The organism is Martelella sp. NC20 (genome assembly GCF_013459645.1).
In the GTDB taxonomy this organism is placed as follows: domain Bacteria; phylum Pseudomonadota; class Alphaproteobacteria; order Rhizobiales; family Rhizobiaceae; genus Martelella.
In genome coordinates this window covers 3,558,795-3,584,178 of sequence record NZ_CP054861.1, presented here as the reverse complement: position 1 = coordinate 3,584,178, position 25,384 = coordinate 3,558,795, and the positions used below count along the sequence as shown (strand labels likewise).

At 62.5% G+C, this 25,384-nt stretch carries 24 protein-coding genes; 13 read left to right on the top strand and 11 right to left on the bottom strand.

The window, feature by feature from the left end:
* Positions 1–91: 91 nt before the first annotated feature.
* The gene (gene uvrB / locus HQ843_RS17035) at positions 92–2,848 is read left to right on the top strand and encodes an excinuclease ABC subunit UvrB (protein ID WP_180897201.1); all 2,757 of its coding nucleotides are present in this window, start codon (positions 92–94) and stop codon (positions 2,846–2,848) included.
* Positions 2,849–2,926: 78 nt separating this feature from the next.
* Positions 2,927–3,589 carry a 2OG-Fe(II) oxygenase gene (locus HQ843_RS17030; protein WP_180903257.1) on the top strand — a complete coding sequence of 221 codons (663 nt, stop codon included), beginning with the start codon at positions 2,927–2,929 and terminating at the stop codon, positions 3,587–3,589.
* Positions 3,590–3,847: 258 nt separating this feature from the next.
* Here the strand turns inward: HQ843_RS17030 and HQ843_RS17025 are convergent, their stop codons facing one another.
* From HQ843_RS17025 to miaA, 4 genes are all read right to left on the bottom strand, one after another.
* Positions 3,848–4,798: a mitochondrial fission ELM1 family protein gene (locus HQ843_RS17025; RefSeq protein WP_180897202.1), complete on the bottom strand. Its 951-nt coding sequence runs from the start codon at positions 4,796–4,798 to the stop codon at positions 3,848–3,850.
* Positions 4,799–5,158: 360 nt separating this feature from the next.
* Positions 5,159–5,731, bottom strand: a complete 573-nt coding sequence (gene ilvN / locus HQ843_RS17020; protein WP_180897203.1) for an acetolactate synthase small subunit — start codon at positions 5,729–5,731, stop codon at positions 5,159–5,161.
* Positions 5,732–5,752: 21 nt separating this feature from the next.
* Positions 5,753–7,525, bottom strand: a complete 1,773-nt coding sequence (locus HQ843_RS17015; RefSeq protein WP_180897204.1) for an acetolactate synthase 3 large subunit — start codon at positions 7,523–7,525, stop codon at positions 5,753–5,755.
* A 268-nt stretch (positions 7,526–7,793) separates the two neighbouring features.
* Positions 7,794–8,699, bottom strand: a complete 906-nt coding sequence (gene miaA, locus HQ843_RS17010) for a tRNA (adenosine(37)-N6)-dimethylallyltransferase MiaA (protein ID WP_180897205.1) — start codon at positions 8,697–8,699, stop codon at positions 7,794–7,796.
* Here miaA and serB point away from each other — a divergent pair.
* Both serB and HQ843_RS17000 read left to right on the top strand, forming a co-directional pair.
* On the top strand, positions 8,698–9,585 hold the full coding sequence (gene serB / locus HQ843_RS17005) for a phosphoserine phosphatase SerB (protein WP_180897206.1): 888 nt from the start codon (positions 8,698–8,700) through the stop codon (positions 9,583–9,585). The two genes, miaA and serB, sit on opposite strands and share 2 nt — an antisense overlap.
* A complete protein-coding gene (locus HQ843_RS17000; RefSeq protein WP_180897207.1) occupies positions 9,582–10,142 on the top strand; it encodes a GNAT family N-acetyltransferase in 561 nt (186 codons plus the stop codon). Before serB ends, HQ843_RS17000 begins: the two co-directional genes overlap by 4 nt.
* Positions 10,143–10,147: 5 nt before the next feature.
* On the opposite strand, the gene HQ843_RS16995 is transcribed toward HQ843_RS17000, so the two are convergent.
* The 5 genes from HQ843_RS16995 to HQ843_RS16975 form a co-directional block, all read right to left on the bottom strand.
* Entirely contained in the window at positions 10,148–11,650 is a 1,503-nt protein-coding gene (locus HQ843_RS16995; protein WP_246710127.1) for a Do family serine endopeptidase, read from the bottom strand.
* 54 nt (positions 11,651–11,704) lie between these two features.
* Complete coding sequence (locus HQ843_RS16990; RefSeq protein WP_180902161.1) at positions 11,705–11,887, bottom strand: DUF2065 domain-containing protein; 183 nt, start codon at positions 11,885–11,887, stop codon at positions 11,705–11,707.
* A 9-nt stretch (positions 11,888–11,896) separates the two neighbouring features.
* Complete coding sequence (gene hflC, locus HQ843_RS16985; RefSeq protein ID WP_180897209.1) at positions 11,897–12,844, bottom strand: protease modulator HflC; 948 nt, start codon at positions 12,842–12,844, stop codon at positions 11,897–11,899.
* Entirely contained in the window at positions 12,844–13,992 is a 1,149-nt protein-coding gene (gene hflK / locus HQ843_RS16980; RefSeq protein ID WP_180897210.1) for an FtsH protease activity modulator HflK, read from the bottom strand. The genes hflC and hflK overlap by 1 nt, the downstream gene beginning before the upstream one ends.
* A 144-nt stretch (positions 13,993–14,136) precedes the next feature.
* Positions 14,137–14,652, bottom strand: a complete 516-nt coding sequence (locus HQ843_RS16975) for a dihydrofolate reductase (protein ID WP_180897211.1) — start codon at positions 14,650–14,652, stop codon at positions 14,137–14,139.
* A 330-nt stretch (positions 14,653–14,982) separates the two neighbouring features.
* Between HQ843_RS16975 and HQ843_RS16970 the strand changes: the two genes are divergently transcribed.
* The 9 genes from HQ843_RS16970 to HQ843_RS16930 all read left to right on the top strand — a co-directional run bounded on the left by HQ843_RS16970 (position 14,983) and on the right by HQ843_RS16930 (position 23,610).
* The gene (locus tag HQ843_RS16970; protein ID WP_246710126.1) at positions 14,983–15,273 is read left to right on the top strand and encodes an acylphosphatase; all 291 of its coding nucleotides are present in this window, start codon (positions 14,983–14,985) and stop codon (positions 15,271–15,273) included.
* A 173-nt stretch (positions 15,274–15,446) separates the two neighbouring features.
* A complete protein-coding gene (locus tag HQ843_RS16965) occupies positions 15,447–16,094 on the top strand; it encodes a Rieske (2Fe-2S) protein (RefSeq protein WP_180897212.1) in 648 nt (215 codons plus the stop codon).
* Positions 16,091–16,924, top strand: coding sequence for an aromatic ring-hydroxylating oxygenase subunit alpha (locus tag HQ843_RS16960; RefSeq protein ID WP_180897213.1), 834 nt, complete (start codon positions 16,091–16,093; stop codon positions 16,922–16,924). The genes HQ843_RS16965 and HQ843_RS16960 overlap by 4 nt, the downstream gene beginning before the upstream one ends.
* A complete protein-coding gene (locus HQ843_RS16955) occupies positions 16,921–17,583 on the top strand; it encodes a glutathione S-transferase family protein (protein WP_180897214.1) in 663 nt (220 codons plus the stop codon). Before HQ843_RS16960 ends, HQ843_RS16955 begins: the two co-directional genes overlap by 4 nt.
* A 1-nt stretch (position 17,584) precedes the next feature.
* Entirely contained in the window at positions 17,585–18,964 is a 1,380-nt protein-coding gene (locus tag HQ843_RS16950) for an amidohydrolase (RefSeq protein WP_180897215.1), read from the top strand.
* A gap of 24 nt (positions 18,965–18,988) precedes the next feature.
* Positions 18,989–20,086, top strand: a complete 1,098-nt coding sequence (locus HQ843_RS16945; protein ID WP_180897216.1) for a BMP family ABC transporter substrate-binding protein — start codon at positions 18,989–18,991, stop codon at positions 20,084–20,086.
* 13 nt (positions 20,087–20,099) lie between these two features.
* Positions 20,100–21,611 carry an ABC transporter ATP-binding protein gene (locus HQ843_RS16940; protein ID WP_180897217.1) on the top strand — a complete coding sequence of 504 codons (1,512 nt, stop codon included), beginning with the start codon at positions 20,100–20,102 and terminating at the stop codon, positions 21,609–21,611.
* Positions 21,608–22,702, top strand: coding sequence for an ABC transporter permease (locus HQ843_RS16935; protein WP_180897218.1), 1,095 nt, complete (start codon positions 21,608–21,610; stop codon positions 22,700–22,702). The genes HQ843_RS16940 and HQ843_RS16935 overlap by 4 nt, the downstream gene beginning before the upstream one ends.
* On the top strand, positions 22,699–23,610 hold the full coding sequence (locus HQ843_RS16930) for an ABC transporter permease (RefSeq protein WP_180897219.1): 912 nt from the start codon (positions 22,699–22,701) through the stop codon (positions 23,608–23,610). The genes HQ843_RS16935 and HQ843_RS16930 overlap by 4 nt, the downstream gene beginning before the upstream one ends.
* A 386-nt stretch (positions 23,611–23,996) precedes the next feature.
* On the opposite strand, the gene tatC is transcribed toward HQ843_RS16930, so the two are convergent.
* On the bottom strand, positions 23,997–24,815 hold the full coding sequence (tatC, locus tag HQ843_RS16925; protein ID WP_180897220.1) for a twin-arginine translocase subunit TatC: 819 nt from the start codon (positions 24,813–24,815) through the stop codon (positions 23,997–23,999).
* Complete coding sequence (tatB, locus tag HQ843_RS30055; RefSeq protein ID WP_180897221.1) at positions 24,812–25,366, bottom strand: Sec-independent protein translocase protein TatB; 555 nt, start codon at positions 25,364–25,366, stop codon at positions 24,812–24,814. Before tatB ends, tatC begins: the two co-directional genes overlap by 4 nt.
* Positions 25,367–25,384: the final 18 nt, after the last annotated feature.

Here is a 25,384-nt window from a genome sequence, read left to right as displayed (position 1 = left end):
AGCAAAACTTGACCGAATCGCTGCAAAAGTTCTACTTTTGTTCCAACGCAACGCCCTTTTCTTTTGCAGGCTAGTTCCCCATATTCGACCGATGGCCAGATCACCCAAGAAATCCCCCAGCAAATCTGGGTTCGAGGAAGCGCCCCAGGCACCGTTCGAAGGCGCTCCTTTTGAAGGATCGATGTCGGACTGGCTTGCCGGGCTGGAGAAAGAGGCAGAGGCAGAGACCGTCGATTCGCAGCGCAAGCTCGCCTCGAAAGCCGGCAAACATCGCCGCAAGGCCGCCGAAAGCGGCGGCGCAACGGCCAGCCGGACCGCGCGCGGCGTATCGATCGGGGGCTCCTCCGATCCCAAGACTCGCGCCGCCGCCGGCCTCAACCCGGTCGCAGGCGTCGATGTTTCGCTGGAGGACGCCCAGAACCTTGCACAGGGCGGCGTCACCGCCACCGTGGATGCGCTCTCCAGCCTGATCGAAAGCGGCAACCCGCTGTTCAAGAACGGCAAGATCTGGACCCCGCACCGGCCGGAGCGCCCGGAAAAGTCCGAGGGCGGCATCCCGATCCGCATGGTCACGGAATACAAGCCCTCCGGCGACCAGCCGACCGCGATCCGCGACCTCGTCGAAGGCCTGAAATCCGGGGACCGCAACCAGGTTCTGCTCGGCGTCACCGGCTCCGGCAAGACCTTCACCATGGCCAAGGTGATCGAGGAAACCCAGCGCCCGGCCGTGATTCTCGCCCCGAACAAGACGCTCGCCGCCCAGCTCTATTCGGAATTCAGGAACTTCTTTCCCGACAACGCCGTCGAGTATTTCGTTTCCTACTACGATTACTACCAGCCGGAAGCCTATGTGCCGCGCTCCGACACCTATATCGAGAAGGAATCCTCGATCAACGAGCAAATCGACCGGATGCGCCACGCCGCCACCCGCGCCATTCTGGAGCGCGACGACTGCATCATCATCGCTTCGGTGTCCTGCATCTACGGTATCGGCTCGGTCGAGACCTACACCGCCATGACCTTCCAGATGGCGGTCGGCGACACGCTCGACCAGCGGCAACTGCTGGCCGACCTCGTGGCCCAGCAATACAAGCGCCGCGACATGGATTTCCAGCGCGGCTCGTTCCGGGTGCGCGGCGACACGATCGAGATCTTCCCCGCCCACCTTGAGGACGCGGCATGGCGGATTTCGATGTTCGGCGACGAGATCGACTCGATCACCGAATTCGATCCGCTCACCGGGCAGAAGACCGGCGACCTGAAATCGGTGAAGATCTACGCCAATTCGCACTACGTCACCCCGCGCCCGACGCTGAACGCGGCGATAAAATCGATCAAGGAAGAGTTGAAGGCGCGCCTTCAAGAGCTTGAAAAGGCTGGACGTCTTCTCGAAGCACAGCGCCTCGAACAGCGTACGCGATTCGACATCGAGATGATGGAGGCGACCGGCGCGTGTCCCGGCATCGAGAACTATTCGCGCTATCTGACCGGTCGGCGCCCCGGCGAGCCGCCGCCGACGCTGTTCGAGTATATTCCCGACAATGCGCTGATCTTCATCGATGAAAGCCACGTCACCGTGCCGCAGATCGGCGGCATGTATCGCGGCGACTTCCGGCGCAAGGCGACGCTGGCCGAATACGGTTTCCGCCTGCCCTCCTGCATGGACAACCGGCCGCTGCGCTTCGAGGAATGGGACGCGATGCGTCCGGATACGGTCGCCGTCTCCGCGACGCCCGGCAACTGGGAGATGGAAGAGGCCGGCGGCGTGTTCGCAGAACAGGTGATCCGCCCGACCGGGCTGATCGATCCGCCGGTGGAAATCCGCGAAGCCAAGACCCAGGTCGATGACGTGCTGTCCGAAATCCGCGAGGTTTCGGCCAAGGGCTATCGTACGCTGGTGACCGTGCTGACCAAGCGGATGGCCGAGGACCTGACCGAATATCTGCACGAACAGGGCATCCGGGTGCGCTACATGCATTCCGACATCGATACGCTGGAGCGCATCGAGATCATCCGCGACCTGCGGCTCGGCGCCTTCGACGTGCTGGTCGGCATCAACCTGCTGCGCGAGGGCCTCGACATTCCCGAATGCGCCTTCGTCGCCATCCTCGATGCCGACAAGGAGGGTTTCCTGCGCTCGGAAACCTCGCTGATCCAGACCATCGGCCGCGCTGCGCGCAATGTCGACGGCAAGGTCGTGCTTTATGCCGACCGGATTACCGGCTCGATGCAGAGGGCCATGGACGAGACCAGCCGCCGGCGCGAAAAGCAGCTCGTCTATAACGAGGAACACGGCATCACCCCGGAATCGGTCAAGGCCAGGATTTCCGATATTCTCGATTCGGTCTATGAGCGCGACCATGTCCGCGCCGATATCAGCACCAAGGGCGGCAAGGGCTTTGCGGCAGACGGCCACTTGGTCGGCAACAATCTTCAGACCCATCTCGACGCCCTTGAAAAGCAGATGCGCGATGCCGCGGCCGATCTCGATTTCGAGACCGCCGCCCGCGTCCGCGACGAAATCAAGCGCCTCAAGGCGGCCGAACTGCAGGGTCTCGACGACAAGATCGAACGGCAGGAATCGCGGCAGGCCGAAAGCAGCGCCGCTCCGAGCGGCTATTTCGCCAAGCCCTCGCTGGACGACATGGGCCCGGGCACGGATACCGCCCGCCCGTTGTTCCGCAAGAACGATCTTGACGAAATGACCGTCGGACGCACCGAAAAGCCGCTCGGCGGCAATGCCAAGCCCGTTCAGCGCGGCAAGATCGGCGCCGGGTCCTACGAAGATCCCGGCGAACAGAAGCGTCGCGGGCGGCGCACCGGAAAGACCGGCAAGCCGGGGCAGTGATACCGACTTCGGCAGTGGTTGTGCGACCTTGCCGTTGACGCTACGATGGCGCTGATCAAACAGGTATATGGTTTAGAAATGACAGATTACGGAAATGTTCAAGAGCATGTGAAATCGGCGTTCAAGAGCGCCCAATCCAATGCCGCCCCCTATAGACACTGGCTGCTTGCGGACATGTTTCCGACGGACCTGCTGAACGATATCCAGTCGCTCGATTTCCCGAAGCCCGAACTGGACGGCGTATCGGGCACGCGCGAGGTCCACAACAAGAGCCGGCATTATTTCGACCAGCCCAATATCGCCCGATATGACTGCTGCGCTTCTGTCGCCGAGGCATTTCAGGACCCCGCCGTCGCGTCGACAATCCAGGATACCTTCAAAACCGATATCGAGGGTTCGAGCCTTCGCATCGAATTCGCGCAGGATATCGACGGTTTCTGGCTGGAGCCGCACACCGATATCGGCGTCAAGCTGTTTACCCTGCTGATCTATCTCTCAGATGGCCCCGGCCACGAGGAGCTCGGAACCGATATCTATGTCTCCAGGGAAGAGCATTTCGGCCGCTCGCCGTTCGCGCCGAACTACGCGATGATCTTCGTGCCCTCCAACAATACCTGGCACGGTTTCGAGAAACGCCCGATCCAGGGCGTACGCAAATCGCTGATCATCAACTATGTGACTCCGGAATGGCGCGCGCGCGAACAACTCGCCTTCCCCGACCAGCCGATCACGGTCGCGTAAGAGCGAAATCTCTCAGCCCGTAATCTCCCCTTGAGGAACGGGCAATGACCTTGCGGCTTGCTCCCGATACTCTCTCCCGCTTGTGGGAGAGATGCCCAGAAAGGGGGAGTGAGGGTGAATCAGCATTTCTGACCCGTGAGGGCTTCAGTGTGGATAGACTCGCCCCTCACTGTCGCTGTCGCGACATCTCTCCCCTCCGGGGCGAGAAGGTTTGCGGGCTATGCGGCGAAGCCATATGCGACCGCACCTATAACAGCCTCAGTGGCTACGCTTTGCGAACCCCTGCCGAATCGCTTCCGCGATCTCTTCCGTCGCATCGACCGGTACGTAATCATAGGGTTCAAGCGCGCCCTCGAACGGGCGCGTCTGGCCGGCCGCATCCAGCCTGTCGATGAAGCCGGCAAGTTTGGGATTGAGCCGATAGGGCCGCAGCGGAAACACCGGCGTGCCGGTGGAAAGCGCCTCGCTCATCATATTGTGTGAATCGGCCGTCACCGCCAGCATATCGGCAAAGCCGAGCATAGCGCGGTAGGGATTGTCGGTTTCGGGCGACCAGATCCAGTGCGGGAAGCCTTCGAGCCGATCGCGCAATGCCGCCATCACCGGTTCCGGCGTGCGCCGCGACTGGGTGACGATGATGCTGCCGATCTCGTTTTTCGCATGATCGATCTGCTTCATGAAGTGGTCCAGCGCCGCCGCCCGATCGCGCGCGCCGGAGACCGGGTTGCCGATCAGCACGCCGAGCCGCGGCGACGGCAGCCGGTCCCATTCGGCCGGCCGCACTGCCGCCGCCTCGGCGATTGCGGCAGGCGTCAGCGGGTGCGGCCCGGTATCGGTGACCAGCACATTTTCGGCGCGAAACCGGTCATGACTCGGCATCCAGATAAGATCGGCGGCGGATTCTCCGATCCTCGGATCCTTTAAGAATACCGTGAAAGTCCTGCCTCCCGAGGCGGCCTTCACCGCCTTCAGATACGGCACCATGCGCCTGCCGCTGGCAATCGCGACATCGGGGAAAGGCGGCGCGATCGGGCTTCCGGGCCGCCCCGGACGGTGCTTCGGCGGCACGGGTCCGCGCGGCATCAGCCATTCCCACGGTTTTCCCGGCGCGATCACCTTCTCCTCGGCCTCCGCGCCAAGCCGCGAGACCACGCCAAGGCATTGCATCCGATCCCCGATCTTGCCGTCCGTGAGTATCCAGATATGCAATGGAAAAAGCCCTTTCCCGCGAGAAGCGATACGCGGTTGTGACGCGTCACAACAAGACCGTCAACAGCCGGAGCGCTGGAACGGCCTGCGGGAAGACGAGAGAGAGCGAAAGCTGTTTGTCCTTACCGCATAGCCCCCGGTATTCTCGCCCCGGAGGGGAGAGATGTCGCGACAGCGACAGTGAGGGGCGAATCTCTCCCCTCGGGCGCCCTCACAATTGGAAAGGCTGCTTCACCCTCACTGCCCCTTTCGGGGCATCTCTCCCGCAAGCGGGAGAGAGTATTTGGAGCAAGCCGCGAGGCCACCTGCAATTTTACAGTGCAGGACCCGGGCCGCTTCTTCGTCAGGCGCTGGACGCTCCTACATGCCGTCCGGGCCGCGGTTCATCGAGGCCGGTCCCGTGCGGCAGATCTCGACGAGACCGAGCGGCTTCATGATGGCGATGAACTGATCGACCTTCGACACCTTTCCGGTGATCTCGAACAGGAAATGCTCGACCGTCGCGTCGACCACCTTGGCCTCGAAGGCATCGGCGAGTCGAAGCGCCTCCTGGCGCTGTTCGCCGTTGCCGACGACCTTGACCAGCGCGACCTCGCGTTCGACCGGCGGGGCCTGGCCGAGTTCGCGGGCGCGCACCGAAAGATCGACGACCTTGTGAACCGGCACCATCCGGTCGAGCTGGGCCTTGATCTGCTCCAGCACGTCCGGCGTCCCCTTGGTGACGATGGTGATGCGCGAGAGATGCGCCTCGTGCTCGGTTTCCGAAACGGTGAGGCTTTCAATATTGTAGCCGCGCCCGGAAAACAGGCCGATAACCCGAGCGAGAACGCCCGGCTCGTTGGCGACAACGACCGAAAGCGTGTGGCGTTCGGGTGCTACGGTCTGGCTCGACATGAAATAGGCAGAGCCGGTGGGCTGTAGTTTCGCGTTCATTGATCTGACCTCTTTCAAACGTTAGACGAGCTGACGGCCCTTGGCGTCGATGGCGGTGGCGACGGCCTCGTCATTGGCCTCGTCCGGCAACAGCATGTCGTTATGCGCCCTGCCCGACGGGATCATCGGGAAGCAGTTGGCGAGATTGGCGACGCGGCAATCGAAGATCACCGGTTTGGGGCTGTCGATCATCCGCTGGATCGCCTCGTCAAGTTCGCCCGGTTTGTCGCAATAGATGCCTTCGGCGCCATAGGCTTCCGCCAGCTTGACGAAATCCGGCATCGCCTCGGTATAGGAATGCGACAGCCGGTTGCCGTGCAGCAATTGCTGCCACTGGCGCACCATGCCCATATACTGGTTGTTCAGGATGAAGATCTTGATCGGCGCATTATGCTGGATCGCCGCCGACATTTCCTGAATGCACATCTGGATCGAGGCATCGCCCGCGACATCGATGACCAGCGCTTCCGGGTGGGCGATCTGGACGCCGAGTGCTGCCGGCAGACCATAGCCCATCGTGCCGAGCCCGCCCGATGTCATCCAGCGTTTCGGTTCCTCGAAATGCAGGAACTGCGCGGCCCACATCTGATGCTGGCCGACCTCGGTGGTGATATAGGCGTCGCGGTCCTTGACCGCCGCGTTCAGCCGCTCAAGGGCGTATTGCGGCATGATCACATCCTTGTTCGGCGTATAGGCGAAGCAATCGCGGCCGCGCCAGCGGTCGATATTCCGCCACCAGTCGTCAAGCGACGGCTTTTCGGCGGGCAGCGCCCGCCACAGCCGCACCATGTCTTCCAGAACATGGGCGACATCGCCGAGGATAGGGATATCGACGCGGATGTTCTTGTTGATCGAGGACGGATCGATATCGATGTGGATCTTCTTCGAATTCGGCGAGAAGGCGTCGATCCGACCGGTGATGCGGTCATCGAAACGCGCGCCGATGCAGACCATGACATCACAGTCATGCATCGCCATATTGGCCTCGTAGGACCCGTGCATGCCGAGCATGCCGAGCCAGTTCTTGCCCGATGCCGGGTAACAGCCGAGCCCCATCAGCGTCGATGTGATCGGGAAATCGGTGAGCTTGACCAGTTCGCGCAGCAGACGCGATGCCTCGTCGCCGGAGTTGACGACGCCGCCGCCGGTGTAAAGAACCGGACGCCTTGCATGGGCCATCAGTTCGACAGCCGCCTGGATCGCTTCGGCATTGCCCTGAACCTTCGGCTGGTAGCTTTCGCGGATCAGGTGTTCAGCAAGCGGCGTGTAGCGGCCGGTGGCGAACTGGATATCCTTCGGAACATCGACGACGACCGGCCCGGGGCGGCCCGTCTGGGCGATGCGGAACGCCTCGTGGATGACGTCGGCCAGTTCGTTCACGTCCTTGACCAGCCAGTTATATTTGGTGCAGGGCCGGGTGATGCCGACGGTATCGCATTCCTGGAAGGCATCCGAGCCGATCAGCGCGGTCGGCACCTGGCCGGAAATACAGACCAGCGGGATCGAGTCCATCAGCGCATCCTGCAACGGCGTCACCGCATTGGTCGCGCCGGGGCCTGAGGTGACAAGCATGACGCCGACCTTGCCGGTGGAACGGGCATAGCCTTCGGCCGCATGGCCGGCGCCCTGTTCATGGCGCACAAGCACATGCTCGATTTCGTCCTGCTGGAAGATTTCGTCATAGATCGGCAGTACCGCGCCGCCGGGGTATCCGAATATGTGCTCGACCCCGTTTTCCTTCATCGCCTGCAAAACGATCTCGGCGCCTGTCATCATGTTGTCCGCTGCGGTCATCTCATTTTTCCGTTTGATGGTCCTGGGTTTCCTCGGGCATAAAAAAAGGCCCCTTCAAGGAGCCTGTCGTCGCGCATGGGTGGCTATTGCCGGATGGTTACACCATCCTGCCCATGCGCGATCCCACCACAATAAGAAGTTCTTTCTTAGCCATGCCTGGCCTGATAGCCCGACTTTCCGGCCGCGTCAACGCGCAACTGCAAGAAAAAAACCTTATAGCCTGCCCGCGCGCAATAATATTAGCCTGAAAATACATCAACTTGGCCGTCTAACCTATTGCCGGATCGAGCCTTTTCCATTCCGAACCCATCTGGTTGCGAAACCAGGTCATCTGGCGCTTGGCATATTGCCGGGTGGCGGCGCTGGCCTTTTCGATCACCTCGGCGCGGCTCATCTCGCCGGAAAGCATTGCCGCGATTTCCTTCACTCCGATGGCCCGCATCACCGGCGCGGCAGGGTCAAGGCCAAGCGCCAGCAACGCCTCGACCTCCTCGACAGCGCCGGCCTCCAGCATCGTTTCGAAGCGGTGGTTGATGCGCTGGTGCAGAACCGGCCGTTCGGGCAGCACCACGATCTTGTCCGCCGCAGCCGCGTCGATCAGCGGCGGCGGATTTTCGGACTGAAAATCCGCGATCGAACGCCCGCTTGCCGAAAACACCTCCAGCGCGCGCACGATCCGCTGACCATCGGAAGGCCGGAGCCGCATGGCCATTTCAGGGTCGCGTTTGGAAAGCCTCGTATGGAGGGTCAAAGCCCCCTCCTCCTCGAGCGCTCGACGCCATCGGGCGCGGATATCGGCGGGAACCGGCGGCATTGCGGCAAGCCCCTCCGTCAGCGCCTTGAAATAGAGCCCCGTGCCGCCGACGATCACCGGCATCCGCCCCTCATCATCAAGCTGCGCCAAAAGCGCGGCAATGTCGCGCAGCCAGCCGCCGGTCGAATAGTCGGCGCCCGCCGGGACATGGCCATAGAGACGGTGCGGAATACCCTGCATATCGGCAAGGGAAGGCCGCGCCGTCAGCACATGCAGCGTGTCATAGACCTGCATGCTGTCGGCGTTGATCACCACGCCGCCGGCAGCTTCAGCCCGTGCAACCGCATAAGCGGACTTGCCGCTTGCCGTCGGTCCCGTTATCAGAACGGCACGCCAATGTTCACCCGAGGAGTTCGTCATGGCTCTCGTTGCCACGCTTGTCGCCAATCCGTCAAACCCTGTCGTGACCGGGGACCTCGTTTCCCGGCTTTCAAGCGCAGTCAATGCCGGGAAAACGGAGTGGCTGGCGACAGGCGTCGCGGCCGATCTGATGCTGGCTGAAAATACCGATGGCCCGGCGGCAGAGACCACGCTTCGGTCCGCGATCGGCGCGCTGCCCGTCGATGTCGTCATCCAGAAGGCGTCGACACGCCGCAAGAAGGCGCTGCTGGCGGATATGGATTCCACCATGATCGGCCAGGAATGCATAGACGAACTCGCTGCCGAGGTGGGCCTCAAGGACAAGGTCGCGGCGATCACCGCGCGCGCCATGAATGGCGAGATCGAGTTCGAGCCGGCGGTGCGCGAGCGGGTTGCCCTGCTGAAGGGGCTTTCGATCGACATCGTCGACGAGATCATCGAAAAGCGCATCACGCTCACCTCCGGCGGCAAGGAACTGATCGCCACGATGAAGGCCAATGGCGGATACGCCGCCCTCGTCTCCGGCGGTTTCACCGTATTCACCAGCCGGATCGCGGCAATGCTGGGCTTTGACGAGAACCGCGCCAATATCCTCCTTGAAGACAAGGGCAGGCTGACCGGACACGTTGCCGATCCCATTCTCGGCCGCGAGGCCAAGGTCGAGGCGCTGCGGGACGTTGCGGCAAGGCGCGGCATTTCCGAGGCCGATATCATGGCCGTCGGCGATGGCGCCAATGACCTTGGCATGATCAGGCTTGCCGGCAGCGGTGTCGCGCTGCATGCCAAGCCGAAGGTTGCCGCAGAGGCGTCGATCCGCATCGACCATGGCGATCTGACCGCACTTCTTTATATTCAGGGCTATCGTCTGGAGGAGTTCGCAAGATGAATATTGCCGAGACCGAACGCCTGATCATCCGCAACTGGGAAGACCGCGACCGCGACCTGTTCCACGAAATCAACTCCGACGACGCGGTGATGGCGTTCTTCGCCATGCGCCGCACCCGGGCAGAAAGCGACGAAATCTTCGACATGATCCGCAAGATGATTGCGGACACCGGCTATGGCTTCCCTGCCGTGGAACTGAAGGAAACCGGAGAGGTCATCGGCTTCACCGGCCTGAACGACGACTACAAGGCCGATATCAAGCCCGAAGGCACGCCCGAAATCGGCTGGCGGATGGCGACGCGCCACTGGGGCAAGGGCTACGCCACCGAAGCCGCCCGCGCCATGATCGCGCTGGCCTTCGACGAACGCGGGCATGACCAGCTTGTGTCATTCGCCGTCGCCAACAATCATCGCTCGACGGCCGTTATGGAAAGGCTCGGCATGCGCCGGGACCTTGAGGGCGATTTCGACCATCCCTCGATCCCGGACAGCCATCCGCATCTCAAGCGCCATGTGCTCTATCGCCTGCACAAGGCTGACTGGCAACGCTCGGTCTGAGATCGCTACTCCAGCACGAGGCTGACAATGCTGAGCGCGCCGTCAGGGGCGGCAACCATCAGCGACACGCTGCGGCGGCCTTCGGAGATCAGCTTGACGATGCGCGAGCGCACCTCCTGCGGGGTCGAGACGGCGTTCTGTTCCACCTCGACGATCACCATTCCAGGTTCGAGCCCCTCGTCGGCGCCGGCGCTTTCAGGCTCGACCCCGGTGATCAGCACGCCCTCGACATCGCCGTCGATCTGGTAGAGCGCCCGGCCATTGTCATCGAGATCGCCGAGCGTCAACCCGTAGAGCGTGACCGGCAGGCCGGGCGGATCGGCCGCGCCGCCATCCGGCAGGGCTTCATCCCCCATGGCCGGTTCGCTGGCTGCCAGTTCGGGGTCTTCGAGCAGTTGCGGCGTCACCTGAACCGTCATCCGCTCGCCGTCGCGCACGATCTCGACATCGGCCGGCTCGCCGATCCGGCCCTCGGCGACAAAGCGCGGAAGGTCGCGCGGACTGTCGATTTCATGACCGTCGAAACTGAGAATGATATCGCCCTCCTCAAGCGGTCCGCCATCGCTCGGCCCGCCCTCGATGATCGAGCCGACGGCGACGCCGGACGGGTCATCCGCGCCGAGCGAGGCCGCGAGATCGTCGCTGACCTCCAGCACGCGAACGCCGATCCAGCCGCGACGGGTCCGGCCGAACTCGACGATCTGGTCGACGATATTCTCCGCCAGTTCGCTTGGCACCGCGAAACCGATGCCGATCGAACCGCCCGAGGGCGACAGGATCGCGGTATTGATGCCGATCACCGCGCCGTCCATGTTGAACAGCGGACCGCCGGAATTGCCCTTGTTGATCGCCGCATCGGTCTGGATGAAATTGTCATAGGGCCCGTCGAGCTCGCGCCCGCGCGCCGACACGATGCCGAGCGTCACCGAGCCGCCGAGACCGAAGGGGTTGCCGATCGCCACCACCCACTCGCCGATCCGGACATTGCGCGAATCGCCGAATTTCACCGCCGGCAGCGGTGTTTCGGGCTCGACCTTGAGGACGGCGAGATCGGTCTTGTCGTCGATGCCGAGCAGCGTCGCGTCCAGGGTCTCGCCGCTGGCGAGCGTTACGGAAATCGTATCCGCGTTCTCGATCACATGATTGTTGGTGACGATGATGCCCGAAGGGTCGATGATGAAACCGGAGCCGAGCGAGGATACCGGCCGGTTGCCGAGCCCGTCTTCTCCATCAAAGAAATCCTCGAAGAACTCCTCGAAGGGCTGGCCTTCCGGCACCTTCGGCACCGGCCGATCGCCGGCATCGGCGTCGCCCTCCTGCGAAATCGAGATATTGACAACGGAAGGCAGCAGCGTCTCGGCCATATCGGCAATCGAGACATCGCTGAGCGTTTGCGCGACAACCGCGCCCACCATCGCCCGGGGCGGCAGCATGAGAGCGGTTGCGACGATCAGACCGAAGCCGGCGCCACGGATCGCGGGGCGAACAGAGGAGATCAAGCTGGACATACTGCCTCCGTGCAGAATGATATTCATCATAACGGATGATGCTCCAAAATCCTATCAGCGTATCAGCCAGACCATGCCGACGCCGATCGCAACGGCCACCAGACCCGTGATCCTGAGCGAACCTTCCGAAAAGCCCGGCAGCAGCTTTGCCATGGCTATCAGAAACGAAGGGGCCAGTGCATAGACCAGCCCCTCGATAATCAGATAAAACGCCAGGCCGAGCAGAATATCCTGCATCAGCATGGATCAGTTGCCTTGCTGCGGAGCGTCTTGTGCCGGCGGCGGGTTAGACAGCGCCGGGCTCGGCGGCAGATCGCCGGTTCCGCTCGTCTGGAAATACTCGAAGAACTCCGAATCCGGTGACAGCACCATCGTCGAATTTTCGCCAAGCACGTCCTTGTAGGCATTCATCGAGCGGTAGAAGTAGAAGAACTCCGGATCCTTGCCATAGGCTTCGCCGAGAATGCGGTTGCGTTCGGCATCGCCCTCACCGCGCAGAAGCGACGAATCGCGGTTGGCGGCGGACTGGATTTCGATCACTTCACGGTCGGCCGCCGCGCGGCGGATTTCCGCCCGCTCGCGGCCATCCGCACGCGTCGCCTCGGCTTCGGCCAGACGCTCGGATTTCATCCGGGCGTAGGTTTCATCGGAGACTTCCTTGGTCAGGTCCGTGCGGCGGATGCGGACATCGACCACGCTGAGGCCGAGCGATTCGGCGGCCGGACGAAGCTGGTCGCCGACCTCCTGCATCATCGAGGCGCGTTCGCTCGAAAGCGCCGCCTGGAAATCGCGCAGGCCGTAGACCCGGCGCAGCGACGAATCGAGACGGGTGCGAAGCCGCGATACCGCGACCTCGCGATCGCCCGACACCGCCTGGCGGAAACGTTCCGGATCGGTGATGCGGTAGACGACGAAGGCGTTGACCTCATAGAACTTGCCGCCGGAAACCTGGACGCGGATATCGTCCAGATCGAAGCGCATGTCCTGATTGGAGACATACTGAACCTTGTCGGCGCCGATGAACGAGAACGGGAGCTTGAAATAGATGCCCGGCTCGCTTCTGACTTCCTTGATCTCGCCGAAGCGGATCACCAGCGCCTGCTCACGCGGGTTGACGATGAAGATCGAGGCATAAACCAGCAGCAGCAGCGCCGCGATGACGGCCAGGACGGCGAGTATACGATTGGATGACATTACTGGCTCGCTCCCTGGGTAAGATTCTGCGTCGCCGGTGAAGGCGTGGTCGTCTGCGATACCGGACGCTTGTCCTGGGCCGCACGGTCGATCGCATCGAGCGGAAGATAGGGAACGACGCCCTGCCCGTCGCTGTCGATGATGACGTTCTTGGACCTGCCGAACACCTGCTGCATGGTTTCGAGATAAAGCCGCTTGCGGGTGACTTCCGGTACGGCCGTGTAGGTCTCGTAGATCGAATTGAAGCGACCGGCCTCGCCTTCCGCGTCCTTCACGACACGGTCCTTGTAGGCGGCTGCCGCTTCGCGGATCTGGGCCGCGTCGCCGCGGGAAGCGCCAAGCACCTTGTTGGCGTACTGGTTGGCCTCTTCATAGTAGCGGTCTTCGTCCTGCTCGGCGCGCTGCACTTCATCGAAGGCGTCCGCGACTTCCGAAGGCGGCGCGGCCTCCTCGATCGACACCGCGTTGATGGTGATCCCGGCGCCGTAGTTGTCGAGCGTCGACTGGATGATGTCCTTGACGTCGAGCGCGATGCCCTCGCGGTCATCACGGAACACGTCCTGGGCGGGACGGGAGCTGACCACCTCGCGCATGGCGCTTTCGGAGACCTGCTGCAACGTCTGGATCGGGTTTTCGACGTTGAAGAGATAGGCTTCCGGATCGGTTACCGAAAACAGCACGACGAATTCGATATCCACGATGTTCTGATCCCCGGTCAGCATGATGCCGGACCGGCCCGAAGTGCCGGTCCCGATATTGAGCTGCTGCTCGGTGATGTTGACGGTCTCGACCTGATCGATCGGCCACGCCATCAGGTGCAGGCCGGGGCCGGCGATTTCCTGCTTGGGCTTGCCGAGGCGAAGCTCGACCCCGCGCTGGTCCGGCTGGATCGTATAGAGCGATTGCATCACCCAGAAGGCCGCGACCACGAGAATGATGATGGCGATCAGGCCGGTGCTGAAACCACCGGGGAACATGCCCTTGAACTGATCCTGGCCCCTGCGGAAGAAATCCTCGATATCGGGCGGGCCGCCATTGCCGTTGCCGCCACTGCCGCCGGAAGGGCGCTTCGGCCCCTGGCCCCAGGGCCCCTGATTATCGCCGCCGCCTCCCCAGGGACCGCCGCCATTCTGATTGCTCCAGGGCATCCACACCTCTTATTTGTTTGTTTCCTCTGGACCGCTCAGGGCGGCCCCATTTACGCGCAAGGCGTTTGTCCCGTTATAGGGACGCGAACCGCCGCTTTCAACGCGATCCGTGATAACGAAAGGGTTTTCTCGGTAAATTCCTGTTCAACGGCGACGCTCATAGACCTTGTAACAGGTCGGATAGTCGTCCTTTTCGCCGGCGGGCAGCCTTTCCTCCTCGGTCACCTTCCAGAGCGCCGGATCGATTTCCGGAAATGTCGTATCGCCTTCGAGCGCGGTCTCGACATGGGTGATGCGCAAACGGTCGGCATTATGGATTGCCTGCCGGTAGATCTCGCCGCCGCCCTGAATGCAGATTTCGTCCATGCCCTTTTCGACGGCATCGGCTTTGGCGAGCGCCAGAGCATCCTCCAGCGTGGCCGCGGTCAGGCAGCCCTCGATGGCAAGGCCCGGATCGCGCGACACGACGATGTTGGTGCGGCCGGGAAGCGGCTTGCCGATGGACGCGAAAGTCTTGCGGCCCATGATCTGCGGCTTGCCCATGGTGATCGCGCGGAAGCGCTTGAAATCGGAAGCCAGATGCCAGGGCATGTCCCCCGCCCGACCGATCACCCCGTTTTCGGCCACGGCGGCGATCAGCACGATATCGATCTTGTTCATCATACCGCCCCTTCAGCGTCTGAAAGGCTGTCGGTGGATTTGCTGCAGCTGAAAAGCCACGATTTTCGTATGTGCTTCCGGGTCGTGATGAAAGGCATCTTGTGAAACATCCGATATCATTTTTCCAGATGATGTCATACCTCTGTCGCAAAGGCCAACGCCAGAGCGAGTTGCCAAAGCGACCGCGAAACGGCGCGCAATCCCCGCGAATCAGACGTGACGGGAGCGCGCAGAGCGCGCTTCTCCGCAAATCGGGCTGGACGGGTGTGCGGCGGCTGCATAATCTGGCGCCCGAAGCCTCCGAACGTCCGACCTTCGAGAGAATAGCCCTTGACCCAGATCGACCAGACCCAGAAATTCATCATGCGCGGCAGTTTCGGCGCCAACAGCTTCATACCCTGGATGGAACGCCATGCCCGCAAGCTCGGGCTGGAGGAGCGGATCATCGCCGCCTCGCCGGAACGAATCGAAATGGCGGTCAAGGGCCCGTCCGCTCTCATCGATGCGATGGAAGTCGCCTGTTTGCTGGGGCCGATCGATATATGGGTCGACGACATCGAATGCCTGCCGCTTGAGAATATGCCGCCAGATCGTCTCGCGCCTCGGTTCGCCAGCCATTGACGAAACGGTTTCGAGTACCGGAGCGCCGAAATCCCCGTTCAAATTATGTTTGCACTAAATTTGTTCATTCTTGCCAATGCATATTTGCTGTGCAAACTTAAACGCCGTCGCCGCGATGGCTTGCCGAAAAACTGCGGTGACAGATGACAAACCGATATGTGGAAAGTCCATAAATGCACCCCCAGACAACGGGCAGATGGACGCCGGCAGCGCTGTCGGCGGATTTGACGGCGGGCACGGCGATGCCGGTCAATCTGGCCGCCGGAACCATAGCCCTGTGGCGCAGCGCTTCCGGTCGTCTGTCCGCCTCCGACGATCGCTGTCCCCACAGGGGCATGCGCCTTTCGCACGGCTTCGTGCGCGGCGAGAAACTGTCCTGCATCTATCATGGCTGGAGCTATGGCCAGGACGGCCAGTGTCTGCGCATCCCGGCCCATCCCGACCTCACGCCGCCCAAAACCATCCGCGTTGAAACCTATCCCGTGGTCGAGCAGGACGGCGTCATCTGGGTCGCGGACGGCAATGAGCCGGACGCGCCGCCGCGCCTGGAGGGGTTTACGCCGCTTCGCTCGCTGAACGTCCACGCGGGCATCGCCGCCATCGAGCGCGCGGCCGGCGCGAAGGCGGATGCCGACGGCATCCTGAAATCCGCAGGGGAGACATTGCGCCTCCTGCTGTCGGATCACGGAAATGATGAGACGCTGATGCATGTTCTGGTCTCCCGCGAGGCGACGCCGGCAGAGCGGATCGCGGCCTCGCGAGAGGCGGAGGCGCTGCGCCGGAAAGCCGAAGCTGCCGGCATCGAGGGAGGCAAATCATGAATGCCATGATCGACGAATGGTATCCCGTCGCGCTGTTCAGCAAACTCGATGTCCGCGAGACGCTGCTGATGGGTGAAAACATCACCGTTGCGCGCGTCGGCGCCGATGAAGCGAAGGTAACGGCCGAAGACGGACGCACACTTCCCGTGCGGCTGCGCTATGGCCATGTCTGGACCTCGCTCGGCGCGCCCGGACATGAATTGTTCGATATTCCGGAAGCCACTGACCCCGATCGCCGGCTTGTCGATGTCGGGGTCGTCAGGGTTCGCTGTTCGCCGCTGAGAGCCGTCGAGAACTTCCTCGACATCGCTCATTTCCCGTTCGTCCACACCGATATTCTGGGTGCGGAACCGCATACCGAAGTCTTCAACTACAAGGTCGAAATCCGCGAGGAGGAGGACGAGGTCTGGGCGACCCAGGTGAAATTCTACCAGCCGCAGGCCGCCAGATCGGCAAGCGGCGGCATCGATACCGACTATATGTATCGCGTCCCCGCCCCCACCTGTTCGGTGCTCTACAAGTCCAGCCCGCCGCGCCCTGGCGAATGGGATGTGATCGCGCTGTTCGTCCAGCCGCTGACGGAGGAGTTGTGCGAGGTGTGGCCGTGGATGGCGCTGTTCGACGACGATGCCTCGATGACCGACCTGATCCAGTTCCAGCAGCTGATTTTCCTGCAGGACCGCTCGATCCTCGAAAACCAGATTCCCGCGCGCCTGCCGCTCGATCCGGGCAAGGAAATCCCGACGCGGGCAGATATGACCTCGATCGCCTACAGGCGCTGGCTGAAGCGCCATAATTACACCTATGGCGCACAATTGGTGGCACAATGAAGCTCTACGATTACGTTCTTTCTCCAAGCTGCTACAAGGTGCGCCTGATGGCCGCCCTTGCCGGCATCACGCTCGAAACCCGCGCGGTCGACTTTCATCCCGGCAGGGAACACCGCGGCCCGGCGATGCTGGCGCTCAATCCGGCGGGAACGCTTCCTGTGATGACGGATGGCGATCTGGTTCTGACGGAATCCTCGGCCATGCTCGCCTATATCGCGGCGGGTTCTGCCCCGTCCTGGCTTGGCCGCGCCGATGACGCCCGCGAGACGGCCCTGGTTCAGCAATGGCTCGCCTTCTCGCCCCGACTGACAACAAGCCTTGGCGGCGCGCGGCTCCACCGGATGCTGAATGTGCCGGGCGATATCGATGCCATGACCGCCGGCGGCATCGCAGCACTTCGGGAACTGGAAATGGGGCTTTTCGAACAGCGCGAACGCGGCATGCGGTACCTTGCCGCCGACCGCCCGACGATTGCCGACATCGCCTGCTTTCCCTATGTGGCGCTCGCGCCGGACGGCAATATCCTGCTCGATAGCTATCCCAGCATCCGCCTCTGGCTGCGGGCCATCCGCGCGCTGGACGGCTTCATCGAAATGCCGGGCATTCACCGGCTGCACGAACTGAAGCCGGAACCGGACTACAAGGCGGAGGAAGTCTGACATGGCCGGCTATCTGCTGGAGAACTGCGCAGCCGTCGTTGTCGACGATGGCAATGGTCCGATGGTGCTGCGCGATGTCGATCTTCTGACCGACGGCCCGGCGATCAAAGCGATCGGCCACGGGCTTGCCGACAGCGAATTGCCGCCGGGCACTATCACACTCGACGCGGACGGCTGGTTCGTCTATCCCGGCCTGGTCAACACCCACCATCATTTCTTCCAGTGTTTCGTGCGCAACCGGGCCGATCTGGACTGGACCAAACTGTCGGTCATCGAATGGCTCGACCGGATCTACCCGGTGTTCTCGCGCCTCAACGAGGACTGCTTCTATCATGCCTCGGTCACCGCCATGGCCGAACTGATCAAGCATGGCTGCACCACCGCCTTCGATCATCAGTATAATTTCCCGCGCCATGCCGGCAAACGGCTGGTCGACCGGCAGTTCGAGGCCGCCGACCTGCTCGGCATGCGGTTTCACGCCGGGCGCGGCGGCAACAGCCTGCCGAAATCCGAAGGCTCGACCATACCCGACGAGATGCTGGAGACCACCGACGAGTTCATCGATGACTGCGCGCGGCTGATCGACGCCTATCACGATGCGCAACCCTTCAGCATGCGCCAGGTCGTCGTCGCCCCCTGCCAGCCTGTCAACAGTTATCGCGAGACCTTCGTGGAATCGGCCCGCCTCGCGCGCGACCGCGGCGTCTTCCTGCACACCCATGTCGGCGAAGGCGAGAGCCCGGTAATGGAGGCCCGCCACGGGCTTCGCACCGTCGACTATCTGGAAGAGATCGGCTTTGCCGGTCCCGATACCTTCTATGCCCATTGCTGGGAACTGACCCATGACGAACTCGGCCGGATGGCTGCAAGCGGCACCGGCGTTTCCCACTGCCCGGAGCCGGTCTATCTGGTCGGCGAGCAGATCACCGACATTCCGGCGATGGCCGCCTTCGGCATGCGCGTCGGCCTTGGCTGCGATGGTGCTGCATCCAACGACAATTCCAATCTGATGCACTGCCTGCATTCGGCCTACATGCTCCAGTGCCTCGTCTCATCGACCCGCAAGCACAAGGTGCCGCCACCAGCCGATTTCCTGGCCTATGGCACCACCGGCGGGGCAAGCCTGCTCGGGCGCGGCGATATCGGCAGGCTGGCGCCCGGCATGGCCGCGGACCTGTTCGCGATCGACAGCCGCCGCATGGATTATGTCGGCACCCGCCATGACCCGCTGAGCCTGATTGCCCGCGTCGGGATCGGCATGGCGACCGACATGACGATGATCAACGGACAGATCGTCTGGCAGAACGGCGAATTCGCCGGTCTCGACGAGAGAAAACTCTTTGCGGACGCCGAAGCGGCGCTCGCCGGCATAGCAATGTGAACGCCAACTCCAGGGGACCAGAACATGACGAAGATTACCCGCAGAACCTTGATCCAGGCCGCAGCCGCGACCGGCCTTGCCGGCGCACTCGGCGCACAGCGCGCCTTTGCCGCCGATGAGCCGCTCGGCATCACGCTCGTGGTGCCGTCACCGATCGGCGATGTCGGCTGGGGCCACGCGCTTGCCGCCGGCCTCGAACCGGTCAAGCAAGCTTACGGCGACAAGGTGAAGGTCACCGTGCTCGAAAACATCGCGGAAGGCCCGGACGCCGACCGGATCATGAACAAGACCGTTGCCGATGGGAATAATTTCCTGATCGCCGGCTCGTTCGGCTATCAGAACGGCGCGTTCCAGATCGCGCGGCGCAATCCGAAGGCAAGCGTGCTGCATGCCTCGGGCTATATGGTCGCGCCGAACTTCTCGCCGTTTGCCGCCAAATATTTCCAGGGCACCTACCTGCTCGGCATGGCCGCCGCCGCGCTTTCCAAGACCGGCAAGCTCGGATCGGTTTCGGCCTTCGCCATTCCCGAACTGATCACCTCGATCAACGCCTTCACGCTCGGCGCGCAGGCGGTCAATCCGGATGTCGAGGTATCGGTCGTCTGGGTCAACTCGTGGTTCGATCCGGCCCAGGAACAGGATGCCGCCAAGGCGCTGATGGCGCAGGGCTGCGACGTGATCTTCTCCAACGCGCAGGACACGCCCTCGGTGATTTCGGCCTGCGAGGAAGCCGGCGTCTACGCCTTCAACCTCAATTCATCGATGAAGAAATACGCGCCGGAGAAATATCTCGGCTGTGTCGCGACCGACTGGTCGCCCTATTTCAAGGCCCAGGTCGACGCCCATATGAACGGCACGTTCAAGGGCGCGAACGCATTTCTGGGCGTGGCGGACGGCGTGGTCGCGGTCATCGATCTCAACGACGATATCCCCGCCGACATCATGGACAGGATCAAGGCAACCGAGGCCAGGATCGCCGATGGCAGTTTCTCGCCGTTCACCGGGCCGATCACCAAGGCCGACGGCAGCGAAGGCGTCGCCTCGGGCGAAACCATGACCACCGAGCAGATCGTCGCCATGGACTGGCACGTCAAGGGCGTCACGACGCCGCTGCCGAAATAAGGCCTAAACAGGAATGGAGACGCCACTCCTTTCGCTCAGCGGCATTTCGAAGAGCTACGGACAGGTCCAGGCCAATCAGGGCATCGATCTTTCCGTGGCGCCGAAATCGATCCATGCGATCCTCGGCGAAAACGGCGCGGGCAAATCCACGCTGATGAAGCTGATCTATGGCGTCGAGCAGCCCGACGAGGGTAGCATGGCGTGGAACGGCAGGCCGATCGCGCTTGCCTCTCCCGCCGCCGCAAGGCGTCAGGGCATCGGAATGGTGTTCCAGCACTTCTCCCTGTTCGAGACGCTGACCGTCGTCGAGAACATTCAGCTCGTGATGCCCGGCGCCAAGGCCGCGCTTGCCGAACGGATGCGCGCCCTTGGCCGCGATTTCGGGCTGGAGGTCGACCCGTTCGCCCATGTCCACGCGCTTTCCGTGGGCGAGCGCCAGCGGGTCGAGATCATCCGCTGCCTGATGACCGATCCGAAGCTTCTGATTCTCGACGAGCCGACATCGGTGCTGCCGCCGCAGGCGGTCACCAGGCTGTTCGAGACTTTGCGGCGCCTGCGCGATGGCGGCGTGTCGATCCTGCTGATCTCCCACAAGCTGGAGGAAATCCAGGCGATCTGCGACCGGGCGACGATCCTGCGCGCCGGCCGCGTCACCGGCCATCTCGATCCGCGCGCGCATGACGAACATACGCTTGCGAAGATGATGATCGGACGCGACATACCCGAACCGCTGCCCGCCGAGCCGGTGGAGCAAGGCGACAGGCAGCTCGAGATCATCGGCCTGGATTATACGCCCGAAGACCCCTTCGGCGTCACCCTTGACGGCATCACGCTCACCGTTCGCGGCGGTGAAATCCTCGGTATCGCCGGCATTTCCGGCAACGGCCAGAGCGAGCTGAGTGCGCTGATTTCCGGCGAAACCCGGCTTGCCGCCTATGACCGTATCTTCATGATGGGCAAGGATGTCGGCCCCATGGGGGCGGCAGCGCGGCGCAGGCTCGGCTTCGCCTTCGTTCCCGAGGAGCGGCTTGGCCGGGGCGCCGTGCCGGAAATGTCGCTGGCGCTGAACGCCATTCTGACGGCTCATTCCCGCGACCTCGTCAAAAATGGTGTGATCGACAGGAAACAGGCCGAGACCTTCGCCCGCCAATGCATCAGCGAATACGACGTTCGCACCCCGGGACCGCAGGCCGAGGCGGGCTCGCTTTCCGGCGGCAACCTGCAGAAATTCATCGTCGGACGCGAGATCATGCTGGCGCCGAAACTGCTGTTCGTCGCCCAGCCGACATGGGGCGTTGATATCGGGGCTGCGACCGCGATCCGCCAAAGGCTGATCGCGCTGCGCAATGCCGGCATGGCGATCCTGGTGATTTCCGAGGAGCTTGAGGAGCTGTTCGAACTTTCGGACCATATCCAGGTGCTCCACCACGGCAGGCTGAGCCCACCGCTCGTCACCCGCGACACCCGGCCGGAGGATGTGGGCCGCTACATGATCGGCTCCGAAACAGGAACACGCGCCTCATGAACGCCTTTTCATCCCTGCCCACTCTTGTCCGGCGCGAGCAGGCCTCGCTGACGGCGACGTTGCTGGCGCCGCCGCTGGCGCTTCTGGCGGCAGTCATACTGAATGTCGGGCTCTATGTGCTGATGGGCCGTAGCCCCGTGGCGGTCGTCTATGCGATGCTGCTCGAGCCGTTCATCTCATGGACCTCGTTTTCGGAAGTGCTCTTGAAAACCGGGCCGCTTCTCTTGATCGCGCAGGGTCTGGCGGTCGGGTTCAGGGCGAAGGTGTTCAATATCGGGGCCGAGGGGCAGTTCATTCTGGGCGCGATCTTCGCCTCGGCGATCCCGGTATGGTTCCCGACGGCGACGGGCGTGTGGATCTGGCCGCTGATGCTGCTGCTTGGCGCGGTCGGCGGCGCGCTCTGGGCCTCGATCACGGCGTTCTGGCGCGCAAGGCTCAACGCCAATGAAATTCTGGTCTCGCTGATGCTGAGCCTCGTCGCCCTGCAACTGCTCTATTACCTGTTGCTCGGGCCGTGGAAGGACCCGAACGGCTTCAATTTCCCGCAATCGGTGATGTTCCAGTATGATGCGATGGTGCCGCTGCTGATCCCCGGCACCAGGGTCAATGTCTCACTGCTGATCGCGCTCGCGCTCTCGGTCGCCGCCTTCATGTTCATGCAGAAGAGCTTCATGGGCTACAAGCTGCAGGTCGGCGGGCTCGCGCCGAAGGCGGCGGGCTATGCCGGGTTCAGCGACAAGAGCGCGATCTGGCTTTCGCTGCTGATCGGCGGCTTTGCGGCGGGCCTTGCGGGTGCCGCCGAAGTTGCAGGCCCCGTCGGCCAGCTCCAGCGCTCGATTGCAACGGGCTATGGTTATGCCGCGATCATCGTCGCCTATCTCGGCGGCCTGCATCCGATCGGCATCATCTTCTCCTCGCTGTTCATGGCAGCCCTTTATATCGGCGGCGACAATGCCATGGTTTCGGCCAACCTGCCGGTCGCAGCCGTCCGGGTGTTCCAGGGCAGCCTGCTTCTCGCCTATCTCCTCGCCGCCGCCTTTGCGCGCTATCGGCTGGAATGGCCGACCTCACATCGTGAGAGGGCGGCATGAACGCAATCGAATTCATATTCGCTGGCATGCTGGCCGCCGCAACGCCTTTTCTTCTGGCCGCCCTCGGCGAGCTTGTCGTCGAACGCTCCGGCGTCATCAATCTCGGCCTTGAGGGATTGATGGCGCTCGGCGCGGCGATTGCTTTCATCGTGGTCTATCACAGTGGAAGCCATATTCTCGGCTTTGTGGCCGCCGGCATCGCCAGCGCCCTGCTGTCGCTGATCTTCGCATTCGTCGTGCTGGGGTTTCGGGCCAATCAGGTCGCGGCCGGGCTTGCGATCGGCATTCTCGGCCAGGGCCTTTCCGCACTTTTCGGCAAGACCTATGAGAGCCTGACGATCAGGGGTCTTCCGAAACTTTCGATCCCGGGCCTTTCCGATATTCCGGTGGTCGGCGGGCTGTTCAGCCAGGATATCGTCGTCTGGCTGTCGCTTCTGGCGACATTCGGCGTCTGGTTCCTGCTCGGCCGCACCAGGACCGGCCTCGTCGTGCGGGCGGTGGGCGAAAACCCGACGGCGGCGCATGCGATCGGCTTTCCCGTGATCGCCGTGCGGCTGGCGGCGATCGTCTTCGGCGGGGCGATGGCGGGTTTTGCCGGCGCCTACGCGGCAACGGTCTATACCCCGCTCTGGGCCGACGGCATGATCGCCGGACGCGGCTGGATCGCCATCGCTCTCGTTGTCTTCGGCACGTGGATGACGGGACGGGTGTTTCTGGGCGCGTGCATGTTCGGGCTGGTTTCGCTGCTGAGCCTTGCCGCGCAGGCCGCAGGCGTGGGGCTTCCCTCGCAGCTGCTCTCCGCCCTGCCCTATATCGTCACGATCATCGTCCTCGGCATCATCTCCGCCGATCGCCGCCTTCTGAAACTGAACGGCATAGCCTCGCTCGGCGAACCGTTCGAGCGTTAGACTGTTTCAGCTTTGAAGCGGTTCGCGTATCCTCGAGCAGGCGCTTTCCCGGGAGTTTAAGGGCAATGTCGCCCTCACCTACGCGTTCGCAGGCCTTCGATATGAATTGACGCGCGCGAGCCTACGACGCCTCGAAGGGATGAATGTGCACCTTTCCGACATTGCAGCAATGGTAGCCGGTCTCCGCCAGGTCGCTGACCCAGGTCGACGGTCAGCACGAAATCCGGCACCTGCAGGAACATGAGGAGACGGAGCTTTCCGTGGGTTCAGGCCCGATCTGGCTGACTGGAGCATCGGGCGATCAGTTGACACGCCCGATGCTCCAGATTCTCTATTTTGACGCGTCGGGTTAACGAAAAACCGGATTCCACTTTTCGCCCGACGCTCTAGGCCTCGTCCTCTTCGGACACGCTCTCCTCCTCGGCGGTCTCGCCCCGCCGGCGCTCGACAAGTTTCGCGGCATAGATCGCCACCTCGTAAAGCAGGATGGTGGGCAGCGCCAGTCCCAGCTGTGACAGCGGATCGGGCGGCGTCAGCACGGCGGCGATGATGAAGGCGATGACGATCGCGAACTTGCGCTGCTTGGCAAGCCACTCGGAGGAAAGCAGCCCGACGCGCGCCATCAGCGTGGTGACCACCGGCAACTGGAACACCAGACCGAAGGCCAGCACCAGCGACATGATCAGGCTCAGATATTCCGAAACCTTCGGCAGCAGCGAAATCGCCACCTCGCCGTCTTTCGGGGATTGCTGCATGCCGAGGAAGAACAGCATGACCACCGGGATCAGGAAGAAGTAGACGATCGCGCCGCCGATGATGAACAGCACCGGCGAGGCCACCAGAAACGGCAGAAACGCCGAACGCTCGTTTTTGTATAGCCCCGGCGCGACGAAGCTGTAGACCTGAAAGGCGATCACCGGGAATGCCAGAAGCAGGCCGCCGAACAGCGAAATCTTGATCTGGGTGAAAAAGAATTCCTGCGGCGCGGTATAGATGAGCTGCATCTTTTCCGGGTCGTGGCCAGACCATATCACCGCCCATTTATAGGGCAGGACCAGAAGATTGAAGAGATCCTTGGCAAAGGCGAAACAGAGCAGAAAGCCAAGGAAGAAAGCCACGAGCGACCAGACAAGGCGCTTCCTGAGCTCGATCAGGTGCTCGACAAGCGGCTGCGGCTTGTCATCGATATCGCTTTTTTCACTCATCGCCCGCTCCTGCGTCCACCGGACGATTTCGGTTTGACCGGTCGGGGGGCCGCCTTGAAGCCGGGCCTGTGGCTGACCAGCTTTTCTTCCTGACGCTTCGATACCAGCGCGGGCGCGGCCTCATCCTTCCTGGCCGCCGCCTTGTCGAAGGCATTGACAGGGGAGAAATCGGAATTGACGCCCGGCGTCGGATAGGACGCCTTCTTCAGCTCCGGTCCATCGGCCTTGTGCTTCGGCTTGGTGTCGAGCGCCGTCGATTTCCTGAGGTCCGAGTCGATATCGCGCGCGGTCTGACGCAGAGGATTGATCGCATCGCGCAACTGATTGGCGGGATTGATCCTTCTGACGTCCCGGATGGCCGTCGAGACGTCTTCCATATCCGCCTCTTTCAGCGCATCATCCATCTGGGACCTGAAATCGGACGCCATGCGCCGGAACTTCGTCATCGTCTTGCCGAAGGTTCTCAGCAGATGCGGAAGTTCCCGCGGCCCGACGACGACAATCATCACGATTGCCACGACCAGAAGCTCGGTCCAGCCAATATCAAGCATTCACATTCTCCTGCGGCC